Raw genomic sequence first — 21183 nt, 5'->3', positions numbered from 1 at the left:
CCTCGTGTCCACCGTCGCTCCGGGGATCGAACCCCCACCGGAAGCCGTCGACTCGCGCACCGTGCGCCGAGCCGTCGACGATCTGCGCTCGGGACTGCTCAACTGGGAGCTCTGGCTCCATCTGGGCTGGCAGGACATCCGGCAGCGCTACCGTCGATCGCTGCTCGGTCCGTTGTGGATCACCGTCGCGACCGGCGTCACCGCGCTCGCCATGGGGCTGCTCTACGGCGAGTTGTTCGGCATCGACATCAAGACGTTCCTGCCGCACGTCACGCTCGGCCTGATCTTCTGGAACTTCATCTCCCAGTCGATCCTCGAGGGGTCGGTGGTGTTCTCCAGCAACGAGGGCCTGCTGAAGCAGATCCCGGCACCGCTGAGCGTGCACGTGTACCGGCTCGTGTGGCGGCAGCTGATCATCTTCGCCCACAACATCGGTATCTACGTGATCGTGTTCGCGATCTTCCCGCAGCCGATCGGCTGGTCCGCACTGCTCATCGTCCCGGCGTTGGTTCTGATGGCGATGAACGCCGTCTGGGTGACCGTGGTGTTCGGAATCCTCTCGACCCGCTTCCGCGACATCGGTCAGCTGCTGAACACAGTCGTGCAGCTGGTGTTCTTCATGACGCCCATCATCTGGACCGTCGACAGCATCTCGGGCCACAAGTCGGGTCGCGCTCGGCTGGTCGAGCTGAACCCGATGTTCCACTACCTCGAGATCACCCGGGGACCGCTGGTCGGCGAGCACGTGCAGGCCTACCACTGGTGGATCGTCGTCGGCTGCACCGTGGTCGGATGTGCCCTGGCGATGCTGGTGCTGCGGAACTACCGCGCCCGTGTGGCGTACTGGGTGTGAGGGACAGGGTGAGCGGAGCGATGCGATGACCCGGAGCGGAGCGATGCGATGACGGAGGTCCGGCTCGACACCTGGGGTGCATGTGTCGACTTCCCCATCTTCGACGCGAAGACGCGGTCGCTGAAGAAGTCCGTCCTGGGCAAGGCGGGTGGCGTGATCGGCGCCAACGACTCCGACGTCGTCGTGGTGGAGGCCCTGAAGAACATCGATCTGCACCTCGAACACGGCGATCGCGTCGGCCTGGTGGGGCACAACGGTGCCGGGAAGTCGACGCTGCTCCGTCTGCTGTCGGGGATCTACGAACCGACCCGCGGTGCCTGCCGGATCCGGGGTCGCGTCGCGCCGGTGTTCGACCTCGGTGTCGGCATGGATCCGGAGATCTCCGGCTACGAGAACATCATCATCCGCGGCATGTTCCTGGGCATGAGCCGTCGCGAGATGCTCAAGCGCGTCGACGAGATCGCCGAGTTCACCGAGCTGGGCGACTACCTGACGATGCCGCTGCGCACGTATTCGACGGGTATGCGTGTGCGGGTGTCACTGGGTGTCGTCACCAGCATCGACCCCGAGATCCTCATCCTCGACGAGGGCATCGGCGCGGTCGACGCCGACTTCATGCGCAAAGCCCGTGTGCGCCTGCAGGAGTTGGTGAAGCGGTCCGGGATCCTGGTGTTCGCCAGCCACTCCAACGAGTTCCTCGCCCAGCTGTGCGACCGTGCGCTGTGGATCGACCGCGGCGAGGTGCGGATGGACGGTGACATCGAGTCCGTCGTCGGCGCCTACGAGGGCCCGGACGCGGCCAAGCACGTCCACGAGGTGCTCACGGAGATCGAGCGCGAGAAGTCGGGTCTGTCCGCCGATCCCGACAGCGCGATGCGACGCGGGAACCGTGGCTGACACGGCGAACGGGCGAGTGGTGGCCGTCGTGGTCACACATCGACGGGTCGAACTGCTCGAACGGTCGCTGGCGGTGCTCGCGGAGCAGACACGGCCGGTGGACCATCTGGTCGTCGTCGACAACGGCAACGAGTCCGCGGTCGCCGATCTCGTTGCCGCGCAACCCATCCCGTCCACCTACGTCGGATCGCAGCACAACCTCGGGGGTGCCGGCGGCTTCGCGCTCGGCATGCTGCACGCGCTGACACTGGGTGCCGACTGGGTGTGGTGTGCCGACGACGACGGTCGACCCGAGGGTCCCGAGGTGCTCGCCACCCTGCTGCGGTGCGCGGTCGCCGGCGGCTACGACGAGCTGTCGCCGGTGGTGGTCAACATCGACGACGCCGACACCCTCGCCTTCCCCCTCCGTCGCGGACTCGTGTGGCGTCGCAAGCGATCGGAGCTGTTCGAGCCGGGCGAGGACACCGCGAGCCAGGAGGTGCTCGACGGGATCGCGTCCCTGATGAACGGTGCGCTGTTCTCGGCGCGGGCGATCGAGGCGGTCGGTGTCCCGGATCTGCGACTGTTCGTCCGCGGGGACGAGGTGGAGATGCACCGGCGTCTCGCACGATCGGGCCTGCGGTTCGGCACCTGCCTCGTCACCGCCTACCTGCACCCCGACGGCACCGCCGAGTTCCGGCCCATCCTCGGCGGACGGATGCACACGCAGTACCCCGACGACGCGACCAAGCGCTATTACACCTACCGCAACCGTGGGTGGCTGCTCCACCAGCCGGGACTGCGCCGACTGATCCCTCAGGAGTACGCCCGCTTCGGCTGGTACTTCCTCGTCCAGCAGCGCGACGTCGCCGGCTTCCGCGAATGGGTCGCGTTGCGGCAGAAGGGTCGTCGGGAACTGTTCAGCCGACGCTGACCCGCTTCTCACGCTCCGCTTGCAGGGTTCCCGCTCCGGTTGCAGGGTTCCCGCTCCGGTTGCAGGGTTCCCGCTCCGGTTGTTCGAGGACGCTCCGCCTGCAGGCGGAGCGTCCTCGAACAAGTGGAGCGTCGTCGCGGCGATCTCGCCATACGGCCGACGACTTGCGCGGATCAGAACCCGAACAGCTCCTCGACGCGATCGGTGATCCGATCGATCCCCTCGCTGCCGTCGATCTCGATCGTCCGCAGGCCCAATCGTGATGTCTCGCTGCGCAGGTGGTCGGTGAACAGTGCGTCCCGCGCCAAGAGGTTCGCGAGCGCCTGCGGCGGATCGCTGGTGCGTCCGGCGATCTCCCACGTCGAGCCCCGCGCCTCGAGCGCCTCCTCGCGGAACGCGGGTGTCGGCAGCAGCCACACCGCGTGGTCCGATGAGGTCAGGTGCGGTGCCACCAGATGCGGGAGCAGGCGAAAGCCCTCGGCGACCACCGTCGCGCCGGATGCAGTCATGGCACCGAGGTCGTCGAGGATGCAGTCGAACGCCTCGCCGCGGAACCAGTGGAAGCGCTCCGCCATCTCCCGGGGTGTCCGGCCGAGCCAGCGTTCGTCCATCGTCATCGCCAGGAAGCGGTGCAGTTCGGGCGCCGACGACGCCGCTGTGCGACGGGCGTGGTCGAGCATGGACGCGTCGGTGGAGTAGACGGAGATCCCGCGACGGTCGGCGAGGCGGGCCGCGACGGTGGACTTGCCGCTCGCGCTCCCGCCGCCGATCCACCGCATGGAGATCAGTCAATCGCACGTGCGTATCCCACCCCGACCCGATTCCACGGTTCCGCGAAACTGGAACGTGTTCTACTTTGGTGGCAACCGGACCGAGGAGCACCCCATGCGTTTCACCTATGCGGAGGCGATGACCGACCCGCGGTACTACACCGACCTGGCGGTGGCCGCCGAGGAGGCCGGCTACGACGGGTTCACGATCCCCGACTCGATCGCCTACCCGGAGGAGTCCGACGCGACCTACCCGTACACCGAGGACGGCAACCGCGAGTTCCTCGACGGCAAGCCGTTCATCGAGACCTTCATCCAGGCGATGGCGATGGGGGCGGTGACCAGCCGGATCCGCTTCACGCCGTTCGTGCTGAAGCTCCCGATCCGGCCACCGGTGCTCGTCGCCAAGCAGGCGAGTTCGGTCGCCTACCTCACCGACAACCGTCTCGCGCTCGGCGTCGGGAGCAGTCCCTGGCCGGAGGACTACGACATCATGGGTGTCGACTTCGCCCGCCGCGGTCGCCGCATGAACGAGTGCATGGACATCATCCGCGGGCTCACCACCGGCGAGTACTTCGAGTTCCACGGCGAGTTCTACGACATCCAGAAGATCAAGATGAGCCCCGCCCCGACGCAGCCCATCCCGCTGCTCGTCGGCGGCCACGCCGATGCGGCACTCAAGCGAGCGGTCATCCGCGGCGACGGGTGGATGCACGGCGGTGGACAGCCGGAGGAACTCGATGCCCTCCTCGCGCGCATCGACGAGATCAAGAAGGCGGAGGGCCTGCAGGACAAACCGTTCGAGGTGCACGTGATCTCGTTCGACGCCTACACTCCCGACGGCTGCAAGCGGCTCGAGGACAAAGGTGTCACCGATGTCATCGTCGGCTTCCGGATCCCGTACATCATGGGTGAGGACACCGAGCCGCTGCAGACGAAGGTCGACAACCTCCGCGGCTTCGCCGACGGTGTGATCAGCAAAGTGAACGGCTGACGACAGCACCGCCCTCGCGGCGGACCGAGGAGACACCGTGACGCCGACCGACGCCAGACATGTTGTTCTGCACGGCGAGCACATCGCCTACCGGGATGCGGGCCGGGGTGACACCCTTCTCCTCATCCACGGCATGGCGGGGAGTTCCGCGACGTGGGACGCGGTCGTCGAACCACTCTCCCGGCGATACCGGGTCGTCGCGCCGGACCTGCCGGGGCACGGCGCGTCGTCGAAGCCCCGAGGCGACTACTCGCTGGGTGCGTTCGCCGCGTTCCTGCGCGATCTGCTGGATCACCTCGGGATCGACCGCGCGACGATCGTCGGCCAGTCACTCGGCGGCGGGATCGCGATGCAGTTCACCTACCAACACCCTGAACGGTGCGAGCGCCTGGTGCTCATCGGCAGCGGCGGCCTCGGCCCCGAGGTGAACTGGACGCTCCGGTTGCTCGCCGCGCCCGGCGCCGAGCTGATGCTTCCGGTGATCGCCCCGCGGTGGGCGGTGGCGGCGGGAGTGCGCGTACGCAGATGGCTGGCCGCAACGGGTTTCGAGTCCGCGCGGGCGGACCAGTCGTGGCAGGCCTACGCCTCCCTGTCCGATCGGGCGACACGCGATGCGTTCCTGCGGACACTGCGATCGGTCGTCGACCACCGCGGGCAGGCCGTCAGCGCCGTCAGCCGGTTGCACCTCAACGCCGAGCTGCCCACCCAGCTCATCTGGGGTGAGGACGACAAGATCATCCCGGTCGCGCACGGGTACGCCGCGCACGAGGCGATGCCGCACAGTCGGCTCGAGGTCCTCGACGGGGTCGGCCACTACCCGCACGCGGAAGCGCCGGAGAAGGTCGTCGCGATCATGACCGAGTTCATGGAGACGACGGCACCGGCGCGGGCCGCTCGGTGAGCACCCACTTCGGCTGAGTCACCTCGAGGCCGAATCCGTCCTGCCGAGCACCGGTGGTGTGGCCGGCGGATCGAGGAGCCGATCAGTGAGTGCCCTTGCGGCCTCGACGAGACTGTCCTGCACCTTGCGACTGACCGCGCTCGCCGCCGCCACGTCGTCACGGTCGACGATCGCCGCGCAGATCTCCGCACTCTGAGCGGCCGACGCCGCGGCTCGGCGTTCGTTCCTCGCGAGCATGTGCCGTACGCGGGCGAGTTGCACACGGGTTCTGTCGATCACGTCGCACAGCGGGCCGTTCCCCGAGCACTCACGAAGCGCGAGGCGATACCGCTCGCCCAACTCGGCGGATACGACGTCGAAATTCTTCGGGTCGGAGGCGGCCGCTCGGTAAGCAGTCGCGAGTTCGTCGAACTCGGATCGGTCGTCCGCGAGGCAGGCCAGGCGGGCCGCGTACACCTCCACGGCCTGCCGTAACTGGTAGATGCTCACCACCGTGTCGAGCGAGATCGCGCTGACCCGGGCCGGTCGCCCCGGTGAGATCTCGACGAGTCCGTCGGCTGCGAGCCGCGCCAGCGCCGACCGGATCGGCGTCCGTGAGACACCGAGCCAATCGGAGAGCTCGTTCTCCGGCAGCGGATGGCCCGGGGGCAGGACGAAGTCACCGATGGCCTCGGCGATGCGGTCGTATGCGGTGTCCGTCCGGCTCACGCGTTCCTCCTCATCCGTTTCGGCAGGCAGAGCTCCGCTTGCCGCACCTCTTCCACGGTTGTATACAGGAATGTATACAGACAACGAGAGGGAGCGCACATGACCGCACGAGCATCTCTGTTCGACCTTCTGGGTGACCCTGCGACCACGTCGCAGTTCTTCGACCACGTCGCCGAAGACGTCGAGTGGACCGTGATGGGGACCCATCCTCTCGCCGGCGTGTACCGCTCCAAGCAGGAGTTCTTCGACGCCACGTTCGCAGTGCTGAACGGGATCATGACCGCGGGTGTTGCACTGCACGTCGTCGCGGTCCACGAGACAGACGACCACGTCATCGCCGAGTTGCAAGCCTCGTCGACGACCGTCGACGGAATCCCGTTCGACAATCGCTACTGCTGGGTGTGCCGGTTCGTCGACGAGACGATCGTCGAGGTGCGCGCGTATCTCGACAGCGCGATGGTCGCGTACGCGACGGGGCGGGCCCGCGCGACCGGCTCAGTTGACCGCACCCACTGACACCGGGCGGTGACGAGGGTTTTGGCTTGTCTCGCGCAACAAGCCGGCGTCAGGCCGTGACCAGGATCGCGAGATCGACGACGGCGATGGTGACGGTCACGGTCAGGGGTGCGCGCCGGCACTGGGTCGCGATCACCACCACGCCCGCCAGCGCTGCCCAGTGCCACAGATGCGCACCGGCACCGACCACGGCGACGAGCGTCGCGACGGTCATGATCACCGTCGTCGCGACGGGGATGCCACGCCGCCCGAGCCGCTGGGGAAACCCCCGCACGCCTGTGGCTGCGTCCGCGTCGAGGTCGGGATAGACGTTCAACAGGTGCGCCCCGATCCCCAGCAGTCCGGCGACCACCACGACCCAGACGGGTGGCAGTTCCGTCGGCCGGGCCGTCAGCCCCACCGCCACGGGCAATGCCCCGAACGCGACCATGTACGGAACCCACGACAGCACAGTGGTTTTCAGGCCGAGGTTGTAGGTGATCGCCGCGCCGACACCCAGGACGAGATGGACGGCGGCGGCTGCCGGTCCGCAGAGAAGCGAGAACACGACGCAGACGACGGCCGAGACCCCCGCGGTCGCCGCCACCCCCCGGACCGTCAGAGAGCCTGAGGCGAGCGGCTTCTCGTCGCGCCCGGCTCGCCGGTCCACGCGGACGTCGATGAGGTCGTTGGTCCAGCCGACCAGCAACTGGCCGCTGAGCACCGCGACGGCGAGGATCACCAGGCGTTCGAGGGGGAGACCACCGAATGCACCGAGGGCGACGGTCAGGGCGGTGACGGCGACACCCGGTTCCGGGTGCCCCGCCCGCACGACGGCCGCCACACGCGACGCACGACCTCGTGAGCGGGCGCCTGCCATCGCCCGACCGTACGCGCCGGAGGATGCGTCGTGATCGTCGCTATTCTTCTGAGCCCACCTCGTCGAGGGCCCGCGTCAGCGCGGGGAATGCCCGCGACAACTCGACGACGGTCTCCTCCGACAGGTGCTCTCGCAGCATGCCGTCGAGCTCGTCGTACACAGATCGTCCCACCGCCATCAGGTCTCGTCCGGTGTCGGTGACGAACAGCCGAGCAGTGCGGCCGCGGCCGGCGTCGGTGTCCCGATGCACAGCGCCCATCTCCTCGAGTGTCCGGAGCGTCGCCTGCATGCTCTGCGGCGTGAGCCCGGCACGTCGGGCGAGTTCGCTGTACGACAACCCCGGATCGCGGGAGAGATGTCCCAGCGCAGACAGGTGACGCACGGCGATGCCCTCCGCGCGGAGACGCGTCTCGGCGGCGTCGCGAAGATGCCGTCCCAGCGCCATCAGGACGAACGAGGCGCTGACCAGGGGAGGGGCATCGTCGGACATCGGTTACAGTCTAGCTGAAACTCATGGCCGGTCGGGAGAGGACACCCCCATGGAGACGCTGCGGCACGTGGTCGTCCTGGTGCACATCGTCGGATTCGCCGTGACCTTCGGCGGGTGGGTGACGCTCGCCGCGGCACGACGACGCGAGTTCGTGCGTCCGCTCGAGTACGGGCTCCTCGTCTCACTGCTGAGCGGAGCGGCCCTGGCCTTCCCGTGGCCCGCGGGGACCGAGGTGAACTACCCGAAGGTCGCGATCAAGCTCGTGATCCTCCTGGTGCTCGGGGCGCTGCTCGGCATGGGACGCGCACGGCGACGTCGAACCGGTGGCCCTGTCCCGACGGCGGTCTTCGTCGCCGTCGGCGCGCTGTCGGTGCTCGCGGCGGGACTCGGCGTCGTCTGGCGCTGAGACCCCGGCGTGGCGCGCTGGGTCAGCCCTGCTCGCGCAACGACTTCTGGTAGCGGCGCATCCCCGCGAGCCAGCGGTCGGGATCGGCGGCCTTGTGTGCGTACATCGTCGCGACGTCGGCGTGCGGGAGGATCAGGAACCGTTCGTCACCGATCGCCTCGATCACCACCTCGGCGACGGCGTCGGGGCTGAGCACCTCACCGGCCGACCGGACCGCGTTGGCCGCGACGGATGCCCCCGCCCGGTCGCTGTGGAACCCGGCGTTGAGCAGCTCGGTGTCCACGCCCATCGGGCAGAGGCAGCTGACGCGCACGCCGTCGTCGCCGTAGGTCACCGACAACCACTCCGCGAACCCCACGGCCGCGTGCTTGCTGACCGAGTATGTGGCCGAACCGATCTGGGTCAGGAGTCCCGCCGCCGAGGCGGTGGACAGGAAATAGCCGTGACCGCGTTCGACCCAGCCGGGCACCAATGCCTTCGCCGCCCGGACGTGGGCGAGGGTGTTCACCTCGAGCGCGGTGTGCCAGGCGATCTCGTCGGAGTCCAAGCCCATCCCGGCGGTGGTCCCGGCGTTGGCGACATAGAGATCCACCGGCCCGAACTCACCGCGCGCGACCTCGATGGTGCGGGCGATCAACTCGGGGTCACTGGCGTCGCCGGCGATCGCGACCGCCCGCTCCCCTCCTGCCGCGTCGTTGATCGCGGCGGCGACGTCCGAGACCCGATCGGCGGCGAGGTCGGTGACCACCACACGCGCGCCGTTCGCCACGAGCGCACGCGCGACCGACGCTCCGATCCCCGCCCCGGCGCCGGTGACGATGGCGACCATCCCGTCGATCTGCATCAGCGGATCCGGAAGATGACGGCGCGCTGCACGGCGAAGTTGATGACCGTCGCGGTGCCCTGCGCGATGACGTAGGCGAAGAAGCTGTACAGAACCGTCTCGGGCCACACATGCGACAGGCCCGTGTAGATCCCGACCTGCACGGCGAAGGTGACGAGGTAGAGCGCGATGACTGCGACGAAGCGGGCGCGGCTCGGCTCGGCTCGGAACGTCCACCGACGGTTGATGAGGTACGCCGTCGTGGTCCCGCAGACGAAGCCGACGGCCTTGGCCAGCCAGTACGGGGCCCCGATCACGTACTGCAACACCAGGGTGACGCCGAAGTCGAGGACACCCGACCCGGCGCCGGTCACGACGAATCGGATCAGTTGGGTGACGAGCGGGACGTCGGTCGACGCCTCCGCATCGTCGAGCGGGAGTTCGATCGGCATCGGCGCGTGCGGGGACGCGAACTCCTCGTGCGAATGGTGCGCGGCGTCGGTCACGACGATCAGGGTAGGACCCTCAGTCCCTCGTTCGTCGACGCGTGCGCGATTAGCGTCGGGGACAGCGCGGACGACCCCCGCGGATCACGACGAAGGAAATCACCCATGTCGGACACAGCACTTCCCGGCGGTACCCACCACCTCGGCGACCTGACCGTCACCCGCGTCGGCTACGGCGCGATGCAACTCGCCGGTCCGGGCGTCTTCGGCCCGCCCGCCGATCGCGCCGCCGCGATCGCGGTGCTCCGCGAGGTGGTCGACCTGGGGATCACCCACATCGACACCTCGGACTTCTACGGCCCGTACGTCACCAACGAGATCATCAAGGAGGCGCTGCACCCCTATCCCGAGGATCTGCACATCGTCACCAAGGTGGGCGCCCGCAGGGACGAGCAGGGCGGCTGGCCGCACGCCCGCACACCCGACGAGCTCCGGCAGCAGGTCCACGAGAACCTCGCGCACCTCGGCCTCGACGCGCTCGACGTCGTCAACATGCGGGTCGGCGCCGTCGACGGTCCCGAGCCGGGATCTATCGCGGAGCAGATCGAGACACTCGCCGACCTGCAGCGCGCCGGGCACATCCGGCACATCGGGGTCAGCAACGTGACCGCCGACCAGCTCGCCGAGGCACAGGAGATCGCGACGATCGTCTGCGTCCAGAACAACTACAACCTGGTGCACCGCGCCGACGACGCCCTCGTCGACAGCACGGCCGACCAGGGCATCGCGTTCGTCCCGTTCTTCCCGCTGGGCGGGTTCTCGCCCCTGCAGTCGGGCGAGCTGTCGGCGATCGCGACGCGTCTGGACTCGACGCCGCTGGCGGTGGCGTTGGCGTGGCTGCTGCACCGCTCGCCGAACATGCTGCTCATCCCCGGCACCTCCTCGGTGGCCCATCTGCGGGAGAACGTCGCCGGTGCGGGGCTGGAGTTGAGTGCGGAGGTCCTGTCCGAGCTCGACGCGATCGGCGCCGCGGCCTGACGGTCACAGCACCGACGCGAGAAGCATCGACCCGAAGGCGAGCATCACCACGGCGATGACCGCGTCGAGGATCTGCCACGCGCGCGGACGGGCGAACCACGGCGCGAGGCGAACCGCGCCGAACCCCAGCGCCGAGAACCACAGGACACTGGCGACACAGGCGCCCAGCCCGAACGCCCATCGTCCGTGCGGTCCGTGCGCGTTCGCGACGGCTCCGAGCATCAGCACGGTGTCGAGGTAGACGTGCGGGTTGCCGAGAGTGAGGAGCAGAGCGGTCCCCACGACGGCGGTTCGTGTGCTCCGGCGGGCCCCGTCCCCGTCAGGGATCGGGTCGCCGGCGCGCGCGGGGAAGGCGGCGCGGCGCGCGGCCATCAGACCGAGGACGATCACGTAGCTGCCCCCGACCACGGTCGCCACCAGCACCAGTGACGGATGGCCGGACACGACGGTCCCCAGACCCGCGACGCCTCCGAGGATGAGCACGATGTCGGCGGTGGCGCACACCGCGACCACCGAGCGCACATGCGTTCCCGCCAGACCCGTGCGGAGCACCATCACGTTCTGCGGACCGATGGCGACGATCAGGCCCGCGCCGGTGAGCAGCCCCGCGACAGCGGTGTAGATCCAGGTCATGGCGTCGACGCTAGGACCGCGCGGTGGATCAGACCAGCGAATGATTTTCACGTTTCATTAGAATCCCTTCATGTCGATCTCGAGTGACGGTCTCGCGACCCTGGTCGCCGTCGTCCGCGAGGGCACGTTCGACGCCGCCGCGCAGGCCCTGCATGTCACGCCGTCCGCGGTGAGCCAGCGGATCAAGGCGCTGGAGACCGAGACCGGGCGCCTCCTCGTGCGACGGACACGGCCGTGCACCCCGACCGCCGACGGGGAGGTGCTGATGCGACTGGCCGAGCAGTGGGAGTTGCTCCGCAGCAGCGCACTCGCCGAGCTGGCCGGGGAGCCCGAGAAACCGTCGACCGACCCGCGTGATCAACCACGTGTGTCGTTGCCCATCGCCTCGAACGCCGACTCGCTCGCCATCTGGTTACTACCGGTGATCGTGGAGATGCAACGCCGCCACCCGGTGAGCGTCGAGGTGCTCCGCGACGACGAGAGCCGCAACACCGATCTGTTGCGCGCCGGGCGGGTGGTGGGCGCGCTCACCTCGGAGCCGGGCCGCGTGCGGGGTTGCGTCGTCCACCGACTGGGCGCGACCCGGTATCTCCCGGTCGCCACACCGGAGTTCGCGCGGTACTGGTTCCCCGACGGCCTCCGAGGATCTGATCTCGCGCGGGCGCCGATGGTCGCGTTCGACCGCGCGGACACGATCATGTCGACGCTCGTCTCTCGGCACACCCGACGTCACGTCGACCCGCCCACCACCTACATCCCCGCGTCGACCGAATACCACCGCGCCGTCGAACTCGGGGCGGGATGGGGAACCGTTCCCGCCGACCAGATCGCACCGGCCCTCGCGCGGGGAACCGTGCAGCTCCTGTCCGACCACCACGTCGACGTCGAGTTGTTCTGGCAGCACTGGGCGGTGGAGTCGCCGATCATCGGCACGTTCACCGATCTCGTCACCGAGGCGGCGGCCGACCACCTGGTGTGAGGTCAGAACTCCTCGTCGATGTGCGGGTCCCGGGCGGCCGCCTCGCCGAGGTCCAGCCCTGCGAGCACGGCCATGTCGTCGTCGGTGAGCGACCAGTCGAACAGCGACGCGTTGTCGATCTGACGCTCGGGGTCCGCCGACTTCGGGATCACCCCGATGCCCTGCTGGACCGACCACCGGAGTGCGACCTGGATCGGGCTGCGACCGTGGGCGTTCGCGATGCGGGCGACGCGCTCGTCGTCGAGCACGCCCTCGGTGCGCCCGGTCGGACTCCACGCCTGCGCGTGGATCCCCTTCTCCGCCATGAATGCGCGCAACTCCTGTCGGGGCAGAGCGGGTGAGCACTGGATCTGGTTGAGTACGGGCCACCGTCCGGTCTCGTCGAACAGCATCTGCAGTTGGTCGACGGTGAAGTTGGAGACCCCGGCCGCACCGACGAGCCCGTCGTCGACGAGGGTGAGCATCGCGCGCCACGTCTCTACGGTGAGTCCGAGACTCGGACAGGGCCAGTGGATCAGATAGACGTCGATGCGTGACGTCCCCAGCCGACGGGCCGACTCGCGCGCAGCGGTGATCGTCGGGTCGAGACCGTGGTCGCCGCCCCCGAGTTTGGTGACGACCGTGATCTCGTCGCGGTCCACACCGGAGTCGTCGATCCCGATCCCGACGCACCTCTCGTTGCTGTAGCGCGTCGCGGTGTCGATCATGCGGTAGCCGGACCGGATCGCGGTTGCGACGGCCTCGGCTCCAGGACGACCGAGGAGCTTGTAGGTGCCCAGGCCGACCAGTGGGATCGAACGGGCATCGGTCAGCGGGACGGTCGGGATCTCGAGGGTGGCCATGAGGCCATTGTGCGCACCCGACGACACCCGAACGGCTGAGCAGCGCGGACGGGCGGGCCTAGAGTCACCGACGTGATCGTTTCCCCGCGTTCCCGTCTCCGACTGGTCACCGTCGTCCTCGCCGCCGCCGTCAGCGCGTCCCTGGTGACGCCCGGATCGGCCGGTGCCGACACCCCGCCGCCGACCGCGGCACCGGTGTGGTCGGGGCTCGACGTCCGGGACTACGCGGGGCCCGTCCCGTCGACACCCGGGACGCTGATCCGCTCGGTCCCGCTCGACCGACGGCTGTGGGTCCGCTCGGCCGGCGACGCGAAGCGGTTCCTGTACTCCTCGATCGACCAGCGAGGACGGGTCGCCGTCAGCACGGCGGCCGTGTTCCTCCCCCGGTCGCGTCCGCCCGCAGGTGGTTGGCCGGTCGTGGCGTGGGCGCACGGCACGGTCGGGATCGGTGACGACTGCACGCCGTCGGCACAACCTCGGTCGACACGCGACGACGACTACATCTCGCACTGGCTCGACCAGGGGTACGCGGTCGTCGGCACCGACTACACCGGCCTCGGCACGCCGGGACTGATGAGTTATCTGAACGCCGACGTCGAGGCGCGCTCGGTGGTCGACTCGGTGACCGCCCTGCGGCAGATGGACCTGTCCACGTCGCCGCGGTGGGTGATCGTCGGCCAGTCACAGGGCGCGGGGACCGCGATGAACGCGGCCCGCCGGGCCACCGACCTCAGTCGCGGTCGCGGCCTGGACTACCGCGGCGTCGTCGCCACTGGTACCCCGGCGAACATCGAGTCCATCATCGCCCTCGGTGGACCGACGTTCCCGCCCGTCCGACTGCCCGTCGGCCTCACCACGTATCTCACCTACATCATCGCGGCGATCCGCGACGCGCGCCCGGACCTCGGCATCGACCGCATCCTCACCCCGGCCGGCCGTTCGGCAGCGGACCTGTCCGAGACGGCCTGCTACCCCGAACTCGCGAAGCGTCTGACGGGTGTCGACGTGCGGTCGTATTTCTCGCGGCCGATCGCGTCGATCCCGAACGCCCGTGGCCAGTTGGCGGCGTTCCTCGGGATACCCGCGTCCGGGTACGACCGACCGATCTTCCTCGGTCAGGGGCTCACCGACATCGACGTGCCGGCACCGTTCGCACTGTCGCTCGCAGCCCAGTTCACCGCGAACCGTCAACCGTTCGAGCTGCACGTCTACCCGACCGACCATTCCGGCACGGTCTATGCGTCGCAACGCGATTCGACGCCGTTCGTCGCTCGGGCGCTCCGGTGAGACCGCTCCGGCGGTGGGCGGCCATCGCGCTTGCCGTCGTCGCGAGCGCGGCCGTCGCCGCGCCCGCAGCCGCGATCCCCGCGCCGCCACCCGAACCCGCCCCGATCTGGTCGGGCCTCGACGTCCGCGAGTACACCGGCCCGGTTCCGTCCCAGCCGGGGACACTCATCCGGTCGGTCCCGCTCGACCCCCGACTGCGCTTGCCCGACGCCGGGTCCGCGACCCGCGTTCTCTACTCCACCGTCGACGGGCTCGGACGGCCCGCCGTCAGCACCGGATCGATCACCCTCCCGCCCGGGACCCCACCACCGGGTGGGTGGCCGGTTCTCGCCTGGGCGCACGGGACCGTCGGCATGGGCGACGACTGCGCGCCGTCCGCGCAACGCCCGAGCCCGAGCGACGTCGGATACCTCGGACACTGGCTGCGGCGCGGGTACGCGATCGTCGCGACCGACTATGTCGGCATGGGCACACCGGGCCCGCTCTACTACCTCGACGGCATCACCGCCGCGCACTCCGTCGTCGATTCCGTCGTGGCAGCAGAGGCTTCGGGGCTGCCGCTGGCGCGTCGGTGGGCCGTGATCGGGCATTCGCAGGGGGCAGGGGCCGCACTGAACGCGGCGCGGCGCGCGACCGAGTTCTCGGCGGGGTCGGGACTCGACTACCGCGGGGTGCTGGCGACCGGTGTCCCGGCGAACATCGAGTCGGTGGTGCAGACACTGGGCCCGCAGTTCCCACCGGTGGTGTTGCCGCGCCCGCTGAACGCCTACGTCCTCTACATCCTCGCCGGGCTGCGCGCCGCCCGGCCCGACCTGCGACTCGACGACGTCCTCACCGGCACCGGCCGGGGTCTCGTCGACCGGGCGCTCACGACGTGCGGGAAGCAGTTGCGGACCCGGACCGAGGGCCTCGACCTGCGCACGGTGTTCCGCCGACCGCTGGCGTCGATCCCGGACGTCTACGGCGTGCTCCATCGCTACCTGGCCACCCCCGACTCGGGGTACACCCGCCCGGTGTTCATCGGCCAGGGACTCGTCGACGTCAACGTCCCGGCCCCGTCGGCCCTGTCACTGGCGGCGCAGATGACCGCGAACCGGCAGCCGCTGGAACTGCACGTCTACCCCGCCGCGGACCACCCTGCCGTGTTGACCGCGGTGCTCGACGACGCGGACCGGTTCCTCGCCCGCATCCTGCGGTGAGCGAGCCCCCGCAGCCCCCGTCCTAGGCTCGACACGACAGCCCCGAGACCCACACGCCCACCCCGCAGCCCACCGCCTGCAGTCAGGAGACGCCATGTCGACCGAGAACCCCTCCCCCGACGTGAAGCCCCGCAGCCGAGACGTCACCGACGGCCTGGAGAAGACCGCCGCCCGCGGCATGTTGCGCGCCGTCGGCATGGGCGACGAGGACTGGACCAAGTCGCAGATCGGTGTCGCGTCGTCGTGGAACGAGATCACGCCGTGCAACCTGTCGCTGGAGCGGCTCGCCAAGGCGGTCAAGGGCGGCGTCAGCGCGGCGGGCGGTTTTCCTCTGGAGTTCGGGACGATCTCGGTGTCCGACGGGATCTCGATGGGTCACGAGGGCATGCACTTCTCGCTGGTCTCGCGCGAGGTGATCGCCGACAGCGTGGAGACCGTGATGAGCGCCGAACGCCTCGACGGGTCGGTGTTGCTCGCCGGGTGCGACAAGTCTCTGCCCGGGATGCTCATGGCCGCAGCACGTCTCGACCTCGCGAGCGTCTTCCTCTATGCCGGCTCCACCCTCCCCGGTTTCGCGACCCTGTCCGACGGCAGCGAACACCAGGTGACCATCATCGACGCGTTCGAGGCGGTCGGCGCGTGCTCCCGCGGACTGATGTCGCGAGAGGATGTCGACACCATCGAGCGCGCCATCTGCCCCGGTGAGGGCGCCTGTGGCGGTATGTACACCGCCAACACGATGGCCAGCGCCGCCGAGGCGCTCGGGATGTCGTTGCCCGGCAGCGCATCTCCACCCGCCCCCGACCGCCGTCGCGACCAGTTCGCGCACGCCAGCGGCGAGGCCGTCGTCGAGCTGCTGCGTCGTGGCATCACCGCGCGCGACATCCTCACCCGCGAGGCGTTCGAGAACGCCATCGCGGTGGTCATGGCGTTCGGTGGGTCCACGAACGCGGTGCTGCACCTGCTGGCCATCGCGAACGAGGCCGAGGTGGAGCTCACCCTGGACGACTTCACCCGGATCGGCTCGCGGGTGCCGCACCTCGCCGACGTGAAGCCGTTCGGCAAGCACGTCATGACCGACGTCGACCAGATCGGCGGCGTGCCGGTCGTGATGAAGGCACTGCTCGACGCCGGACTGGTGCACGGCGACTGCCTCACCGTCACCGGGAAGACCATGGCGGAGAACCTCGCCCACATCGCCCCACCCGATCCCGACGGGAAGGTGCTGCGCGCGATGTCCGAACCGATCCACCCGACCGGCGGCATCACCATCCTCAAGGGCTCGCTCGCTCCCGGCGGCGCGGTGGTCAAGTCGGCCGGCTTCGACTCCGACGTCTTCGAGGGCACCGCACGGGTCTTCGAACGGGAGCGGGCCGCGATGGACGCACTCGAGGACGGCACGATCGCCGCCGGTGACGTCGTGGTCATCCGCTACGAGGGCCCGAAAGGCGGGCCCGGGATGCGCGAGATGCTCGCCATCACCGGCGCGATCAAGGGGGCCGGGCTGGGCAAGGACGTGCTGCTGCTCACCGACGGCCGGTTCTCCGGCGGCACCACCGGCCTCTGTGTGGGCCACGTCGCCCCCGAGGCGGTCGACGGTGGGCCCGTCGCGCTCGTCCGCGACGGAGACCGTATCCGGCTCGACGTCGGCAAGGGGACGCTGGACCTGCTGGTCGACGACACCGAACTGGAGTCCCGCCGCGAGGGGTGGGAACCGCTGCCTCCCCGGTACACCCGCGGTGTCCTGGCGAAGTACACCAAGCTCGTCGGGTCGGCGTCGCAGGGAGCCGTGCTCGCGTAGGGCTCGTAGGGTCGGCTCCATGCGACTCGGACTACGCAACCGGATGCCGACGGTCGACCGCGCCATGCCGGTGCCGGCCCGGGCGGCGTGGGACGTCATCGTCGACCTCGACGCGTGGCCGCAGTGGGGACCGTCGGTGTCCGGTGCCGAGCTCGACGGCCCGGGCCCTCTCGCGGCCGGGTCGCGTGGGCGGGTGTGGACGCCCGTGGGTGTGCCGCTGCCGTTCGAGATCACCGAGTTCGACGACGGTCGCGCCTGGGCGTGGCGCGTGCTGGGGATCCCCGCGACGCGGCACGAGGTCATCCCCACCGGCGACGGCTGCGTCGTGAGCTTCGGGGTCCCCCTCTGGGCGCCGGGCTACCTGGCCGTGATGGCCCTCGCCCTCCCCCGGATCGAGCGGCTGGCGCGGCAGCGCGGTTGAGGTCGCGGCGACGGCGACCGGGCGATGTGCGACTGTGAACGTCGACGGGCACGTCGGTGTCGCCCGCATCCGACCTCCAGGAGTTCCGCATGCACCGTGAGACCGTCCGCTACGACGTGACCGACGGGATCGCCGTCCTCACCCTCGATCGCCCGGATGCGCTCAACGCGTTCACCGTGCAGATGGCCGACGATCTCGAGGCGGCGTTCGGCGAGGTCTCCGAGGATCCGGCCGTGAAGGCGGTCGTCGTCACCGGGTCCGGGCGGGCGTTCTGCGCCGGGATGGACCTGAGCAGTGACGGCAACGTCTTCGGCCTCGACGAGACGCTGACCCCGACGCTGCAGGACCTGCACGACCACTTCGACGACCCCGCCATCGCCCGCGGCGTCCGCGACACCGGCGGGCGGGTGTCGCTCGCGATCTTCCGCTGCACCAAGCCGGTCATCGCGGCGATCAACGGCGCGGCGGTCGGGATCGGCGCGACGATGACCCTGCCGATGGACTTCCGTCTCGCGTCGGAGAAGGCGCGGATCGGGTTCGTCTTCGGGCGTCTGGGGATCGTCCCCGAGGCCACCTCGTCGTGGTTCCTGCCCCGGGTCGTCGGCATGCAGAACGCTCTGGAGCTCGTCTACTCGGCGGACATCGTCGACGCGGCGACCGCCAAGGAGATGAACCTCGTCCGCAGTGTCCACGCACCCGAGGACCTCATGGACGCCGCGATGGCTCTGGCACATCGGTTCTCCGACGGACGTTCCCCGGTCGCCACGGCGCTGACCCGGCAGATGATGTACCGCAACAGCGCTGCCCGGTCGCCGGTGGACGCCCACCGTGTCGAGTCGCTCGCGATGTTCTACACCAGCATCGGCGACGGCAAAGAGGGCGTCGCCGCCTTCCTGGGGAAGCGGGCCGCCGAGTTCACGACGCGGGTGCCCGAGGACATGCCGGACGCCCTGCGCGACTTCTGAATCGACGTCCCGCCGCAGCGGTCAACGCCGACGCAGACCCAGGACCGTCAGCAGAGCCGGTCGACGGAGCAGCATCGCCACCCAGAGCAGAACACCCAGGTACGCCGCGAACAGGGTTGTGCTCGCCAGTGGGGCGTCGTCGTTCCAGTTGGCGGTGACCGCACCGCCGAGGTAGGCGCTGATGCCGATCGCGCCGAGCACGGCGGTCCGCGGGATCAGCCAGACGATGGTGCACAGCGCGAGCACGATGCCCATCACGGTCGCCTGACCGGTGGTGAACCCGAGGTCCGTGGTTCCTCTCACGACGGACTCGGGCTGGAACAGCTTGCCCAGCACGTCGAACACGAGGAACACGGCGATCAGCACGGTGAGCACGGTCCCGACGGTCCACGATCGGGTCCGTCGGCCGCTCGGTGCCGCGTCGGGTGCGTCGGGGGCGGTCGCGGTGGTCTGCGAGAGTCGGTCGTTCATGATCGCTCCTGTGGTCGATGTCGGCGAGTGCATCGATACAGACCGCGCGGCGACTCAGAACTCATCGAGCGAGTGCAGGAAAGCCCCGTCGGCGGACGCCATTCCCCCTACGATCCGATCCGTGGACACCATCGGAGGAATCCCCGCCCATCCGCTCTTCGTGCACCTGACCGTCGTCGCGATACCCCTGGCCGCGCTGCTCGGGATCGTCGCGGTCGCGTGGCCGGCGGCGCGCCGCCGGATCGGGATCGTCGCCCCGCTCGTCGCGCTGGTCGCGATCGTGATGACCCCGTTGACCACCAGCGCCGGTGAGTCGTTGGAGAAGACGAAGTTCCCGCTGAACCCCGATCTGGCCGACCACGTCGAGCTGGGCGACCAGATGATCATCTGGGTGGCACCGCTGTTCGTGTTCGTCGTCCTGTTCTGGGCGCTGCAGACCCCGGCGGTGATGGACCGACTCCCCGTTCAGGTGCCCGCCCGCGCAGTCACCCTGTCCACGTGGGTGTTCGGGCTCGCGATCGTCGTGTTCGGGATCGGTGCGATCGTGATGGTCTACCTGGTCGGGGATTCCGGCGCACGATCGGTGTGGCTGAACTGACCGCACCCACAGGCGGCCCGCCGCACCATGTCCTCCGTCAGGTCCCCGACCGCGGTCTGGCCCGCCAGGCCGAGTGTCAGGTCCAGTTCGGCGACGATGTTGGCGACCGCGTCCCGCGCCCCGTCGCGGCCGTCGATGGCGAGACCGTACATGTGCGGTCGCCCGACGCACACGGCGTCGGCGCCGAGGGCGAGCGCCTTGTAGACGTCGGACCCGGTGCGGATCCCGGAGTCGAGGAGGACATGCGCGCGGCCACGGACTGCGGCGGCGATCTCGGGTAGCGCGTCGAGGGCAGCGATCGACCCGTCGATCTGGCGTCCCCCGTGGTTGGACACGACGATCCCGCCGACACCGAGATCGACTGCGCGAGTGGCGTCGTCGGGATGCAGGATGCCCTTCAGCACGACGGGGAGGTCGGTCCGGTCGCACAGACCGGCGATGTCGTCCCAGTTCAGCGACGGGCGCGAGTAGATGTCCAAGAACGTCTGCACCGACTCCCGCGGAACCGGCGACCGCAGGTTGGACAGGAACGACCCCGGGACACGCCGAGCCATCGACGCCAGCGCGGACACCGCGGCGCGGGTGACACGCACCTTCGGCCCGGCCGGGCGGTCCGGCGCGGCGAGCCGCTCGGCGACGATCTCACGGAATCGTGGGTCGGATGTGTACTGCGCGATGCCCTCTGCGCGGGCGAACGGCAGTGACCCGATGTTCAGGTCCTGCGGACGCCAGCCGAGCATCGTGGTGTCGAGGGTGACGACGATCGCCTGCGCACCCATCGTCTCGGCGCGTCGCACGAGACTCGTCACCAGGTCGTCGTCGGTGGACCAGTAGAGCTGGAACCACCGGGGCGCGCCGGGACGGACGCGCTCCATCGCCGCCGCCGTCTCCTCCATCGGCGAGCACCCCTGATTCGAGAAGATGTACGGCACACCGAGGTCCGCGGCTGCCTGCCCGATGAGGACGTCGGAGTCCGGTCGTGCCAGCTCACCGGCGCCGACAGGCGCGAAGAGGACCGGGGCGGGCAACCGCGTGCCGAACAACTCGACAGACAGGTCCCGGCGCGAGACGTCCCGTAGCACCCGGGGCACGATCTCCCACCGCGCGAACGCAGCCCGGTTCGCCGTCATCGTCGAACCCTCGCCGGCGCCACCGGCGATGTACGCCCACGCCCGCTCCGACATCGCCGCCCGGGCCCGGCGTTCGAGCTCGGCGAAATCCGCGGGGATGCGCGGGCGGTCGCCGAACACACCCGCGGTGTAGATGGCGTTCTGGCGCGCACGTCCCGGCGACGGGATCTCGGTGGCCTGCTGGTCGGTCATGATCGCCCTCTCCGAGTGGCGTCGTCCGCCACCTCCTGCCGACGCGCGATC

At 69.6% G+C, this 21183-nt stretch carries 25 protein-coding genes; 15 read left to right on the top strand and 10 right to left on the bottom strand.

Annotated features, from left to right (window positions below):
- Positions 1 to 4 precede the first annotated feature (4 nt).
- Genes wzm through glfT1 form a run of 3 tightly spaced genes read left to right on the top strand, consistent with a single transcriptional unit; the run spans position 5 to position 2663 of the window.
- On the top strand, positions 5 to 853 hold the full coding sequence (wzm, locus tag ACXVUM_RS08910; RefSeq protein WP_458521462.1) for a galactan export ABC transporter permease subunit Wzm/RfbD: 849 nt from the start codon (positions 5 to 7) through the stop codon (positions 851 to 853).
- A 48-nt stretch (positions 854 to 901) separates the two neighbouring features.
- Entirely contained in the window at positions 902 to 1750 is an 849-nt protein-coding gene (gene wzt, locus ACXVUM_RS08905; protein ID WP_458521461.1) for a galactan export ABC transporter ATP-binding subunit Wzt/RfbE, read from the top strand.
- Positions 1743 to 2663 carry a galactofuranosyltransferase GlfT1 gene (glfT1, locus tag ACXVUM_RS08900; protein WP_458521460.1) on the top strand — a complete coding sequence of 307 codons (921 nt, stop codon included), beginning with the start codon at positions 1743 to 1745 and terminating at the stop codon, positions 2661 to 2663. Before wzt ends, glfT1 begins: the two co-directional genes overlap by 8 nt.
- Before the next feature lie 173 nt (positions 2664 to 2836).
- On the opposite strand, the gene ACXVUM_RS08895 is transcribed toward glfT1, so the two are convergent.
- Positions 2837 to 3442, bottom strand: a complete 606-nt coding sequence (locus tag ACXVUM_RS08895; protein ID WP_458521459.1) for a hypothetical protein — start codon at positions 3440 to 3442, stop codon at positions 2837 to 2839.
- 106 nt (positions 3443 to 3548) lie between these two features.
- Between ACXVUM_RS08895 and ACXVUM_RS08890 the strand changes: the two genes are divergently transcribed.
- Positions 3549 to 4427: a TIGR03619 family F420-dependent LLM class oxidoreductase gene (locus tag ACXVUM_RS08890; RefSeq protein ID WP_458521458.1), complete on the top strand. Its 879-nt coding sequence runs from the start codon at positions 3549 to 3551 to the stop codon at positions 4425 to 4427.
- Between the two features lie 37 nt (positions 4428 to 4464).
- Positions 4465 to 5328 carry an alpha/beta fold hydrolase gene (locus ACXVUM_RS08885; RefSeq protein WP_458521457.1) on the top strand — a complete coding sequence of 288 codons (864 nt, stop codon included), beginning with the start codon at positions 4465 to 4467 and terminating at the stop codon, positions 5326 to 5328.
- Between the two features lie 18 nt (positions 5329 to 5346).
- On the opposite strand, the gene ACXVUM_RS08880 is transcribed toward ACXVUM_RS08885, so the two are convergent.
- Positions 5347 to 6036 carry a GntR family transcriptional regulator gene (locus ACXVUM_RS08880; RefSeq protein ID WP_458521456.1) on the bottom strand — a complete coding sequence of 230 codons (690 nt, stop codon included), beginning with the start codon at positions 6034 to 6036 and terminating at the stop codon, positions 5347 to 5349.
- A gap of 99 nt (positions 6037 to 6135) precedes the next feature.
- On the opposite strand from ACXVUM_RS08880, the gene ACXVUM_RS08875 reads away from it, so the two are divergent.
- On the top strand, positions 6136 to 6552 hold the full coding sequence (locus ACXVUM_RS08875) for a nuclear transport factor 2 family protein (RefSeq protein WP_458521455.1): 417 nt from the start codon (positions 6136 to 6138) through the stop codon (positions 6550 to 6552).
- A gap of 49 nt (positions 6553 to 6601) precedes the next feature.
- Here ACXVUM_RS08875 and ACXVUM_RS08870 read toward each other — a convergent pair whose 3' ends face one another.
- Both ACXVUM_RS08870 and ACXVUM_RS08865 read right to left on the bottom strand, forming a co-directional pair.
- The gene (locus ACXVUM_RS08870; RefSeq protein ID WP_458521454.1) at positions 6602 to 7411 is read right to left on the bottom strand and encodes a UbiA family prenyltransferase; all 810 of its coding nucleotides are present in this window, start codon (positions 7409 to 7411) and stop codon (positions 6602 to 6604) included.
- A gap of 40 nt (positions 7412 to 7451) precedes the next feature.
- Complete coding sequence (locus ACXVUM_RS08865; protein ID WP_458521453.1) at positions 7452 to 7901, bottom strand: MarR family winged helix-turn-helix transcriptional regulator; 450 nt, start codon at positions 7899 to 7901, stop codon at positions 7452 to 7454.
- A gap of 49 nt (positions 7902 to 7950) precedes the next feature.
- Between ACXVUM_RS08865 and ACXVUM_RS08860 the strand changes: the two genes are divergently transcribed.
- Complete coding sequence (locus ACXVUM_RS08860; RefSeq protein ID WP_458521452.1) at positions 7951 to 8307, top strand: Fe-S protein; 357 nt, start codon at positions 7951 to 7953, stop codon at positions 8305 to 8307.
- 22 nt (positions 8308 to 8329) lie between these two features.
- Here ACXVUM_RS08860 and ACXVUM_RS08855 read toward each other — a convergent pair whose 3' ends face one another.
- Complete coding sequence (locus ACXVUM_RS08855) at positions 8330 to 9151, bottom strand: SDR family oxidoreductase (protein WP_458521451.1); 822 nt, start codon at positions 9149 to 9151, stop codon at positions 8330 to 8332.
- The gene (locus ACXVUM_RS08850; RefSeq protein WP_458522830.1) at positions 9151 to 9582 is read right to left on the bottom strand and encodes a GtrA family protein; all 432 of its coding nucleotides are present in this window, start codon (positions 9580 to 9582) and stop codon (positions 9151 to 9153) included. Before ACXVUM_RS08850 ends, ACXVUM_RS08855 begins: the two co-directional genes overlap by 1 nt.
- 159 nt (positions 9583 to 9741) lie before the next feature.
- Here ACXVUM_RS08850 and ACXVUM_RS08845 point away from each other — a divergent pair, with 159 nt between their 5' ends.
- Entirely contained in the window at positions 9742 to 10614 is an 873-nt protein-coding gene (locus ACXVUM_RS08845) for an aldo/keto reductase family oxidoreductase (RefSeq protein WP_458521450.1), read from the top strand.
- 3 nt (positions 10615 to 10617) lie between these two features.
- Here the strand turns inward: ACXVUM_RS08845 and ACXVUM_RS08840 are convergent, their stop codons facing one another.
- A complete protein-coding gene (locus tag ACXVUM_RS08840) occupies positions 10618 to 11247 on the bottom strand; it encodes a LysE/ArgO family amino acid transporter (RefSeq protein WP_458521449.1) in 630 nt (209 codons plus the stop codon).
- 70 nt (positions 11248 to 11317) lie between these two features.
- Here ACXVUM_RS08840 and ACXVUM_RS08835 point away from each other — a divergent pair, with 70 nt between their 5' ends.
- Positions 11318 to 12226: a LysR family transcriptional regulator ArgP gene (locus ACXVUM_RS08835; protein WP_458521448.1), complete on the top strand. Its 909-nt coding sequence runs from the start codon at positions 11318 to 11320 to the stop codon at positions 12224 to 12226.
- A 2-nt stretch (positions 12227 to 12228) separates the two neighbouring features.
- Here the strand turns inward: ACXVUM_RS08835 and ACXVUM_RS08830 are convergent, their stop codons facing one another.
- The gene (locus ACXVUM_RS08830) at positions 12229 to 13068 is read right to left on the bottom strand and encodes an aldo/keto reductase (RefSeq protein ID WP_458521447.1); all 840 of its coding nucleotides are present in this window, start codon (positions 13066 to 13068) and stop codon (positions 12229 to 12231) included.
- Positions 13069 to 13140: 72 nt separating this feature from the next.
- Here ACXVUM_RS08830 and ACXVUM_RS08825 point away from each other — a divergent pair, with 72 nt between their 5' ends.
- The 5 genes from ACXVUM_RS08825 to ACXVUM_RS08805 all read left to right on the top strand — a co-directional run bounded on the left by ACXVUM_RS08825 (position 13141) and on the right by ACXVUM_RS08805 (position 18741).
- A complete protein-coding gene (locus ACXVUM_RS08825; protein WP_458521446.1) occupies positions 13141 to 14355 on the top strand; it encodes an alpha/beta hydrolase in 1215 nt (404 codons plus the stop codon).
- On the top strand, positions 14352 to 15554 hold the full coding sequence (locus tag ACXVUM_RS08820; RefSeq protein ID WP_458521445.1) for an alpha/beta hydrolase family protein: 1203 nt from the start codon (positions 14352 to 14354) through the stop codon (positions 15552 to 15554). Before ACXVUM_RS08825 ends, ACXVUM_RS08820 begins: the two co-directional genes overlap by 4 nt.
- A 94-nt stretch (positions 15555 to 15648) precedes the next feature.
- Positions 15649 to 17355, top strand: coding sequence for a dihydroxy-acid dehydratase (ilvD, locus tag ACXVUM_RS08815; protein ID WP_458521444.1), 1707 nt, complete (start codon positions 15649 to 15651; stop codon positions 17353 to 17355).
- A gap of 19 nt (positions 17356 to 17374) precedes the next feature.
- Positions 17375 to 17776, top strand: coding sequence for an SRPBCC family protein (locus ACXVUM_RS08810; RefSeq protein WP_458521443.1), 402 nt, complete (start codon positions 17375 to 17377; stop codon positions 17774 to 17776).
- An 89-nt stretch (positions 17777 to 17865) separates the two neighbouring features.
- A complete protein-coding gene (locus ACXVUM_RS08805) occupies positions 17866 to 18741 on the top strand; it encodes a crotonase/enoyl-CoA hydratase family protein (protein ID WP_458521442.1) in 876 nt (291 codons plus the stop codon).
- Positions 18742 to 18762: 21 nt separating this feature from the next.
- Here ACXVUM_RS08805 and ACXVUM_RS08800 read toward each other — a convergent pair whose 3' ends face one another.
- Entirely contained in the window at positions 18763 to 19212 is a 450-nt protein-coding gene (locus ACXVUM_RS08800) for a DoxX family protein (RefSeq protein WP_458521441.1), read from the bottom strand.
- A 121-nt stretch (positions 19213 to 19333) separates the two neighbouring features.
- On the opposite strand from ACXVUM_RS08800, the gene ACXVUM_RS08795 reads away from it, so the two are divergent.
- Positions 19334 to 19810: a DUF2231 domain-containing protein gene (locus tag ACXVUM_RS08795; RefSeq protein WP_458521440.1), complete on the top strand. Its 477-nt coding sequence runs from the start codon at positions 19334 to 19336 to the stop codon at positions 19808 to 19810.
- Here the strand turns inward: ACXVUM_RS08795 and ACXVUM_RS08790 are convergent.
- A complete protein-coding gene (locus ACXVUM_RS08790) occupies positions 19765 to 21132 on the bottom strand; it encodes an alpha-hydroxy-acid oxidizing protein (RefSeq protein WP_458521439.1) in 1368 nt (455 codons plus the stop codon). The genes ACXVUM_RS08795 and ACXVUM_RS08790 overlap by 46 nt on opposite strands.
- Positions 21133 to 21183 lie beyond the last annotated feature (51 nt).

The sequence above is a fragment of the Williamsia sp. SKLECPSW1 genome, assembly GCF_054332755.1.
The sequence above is the reverse complement of the archived record's forward strand: the minus strand, read 5'-3'. Positions and strand labels throughout refer to the sequence as shown.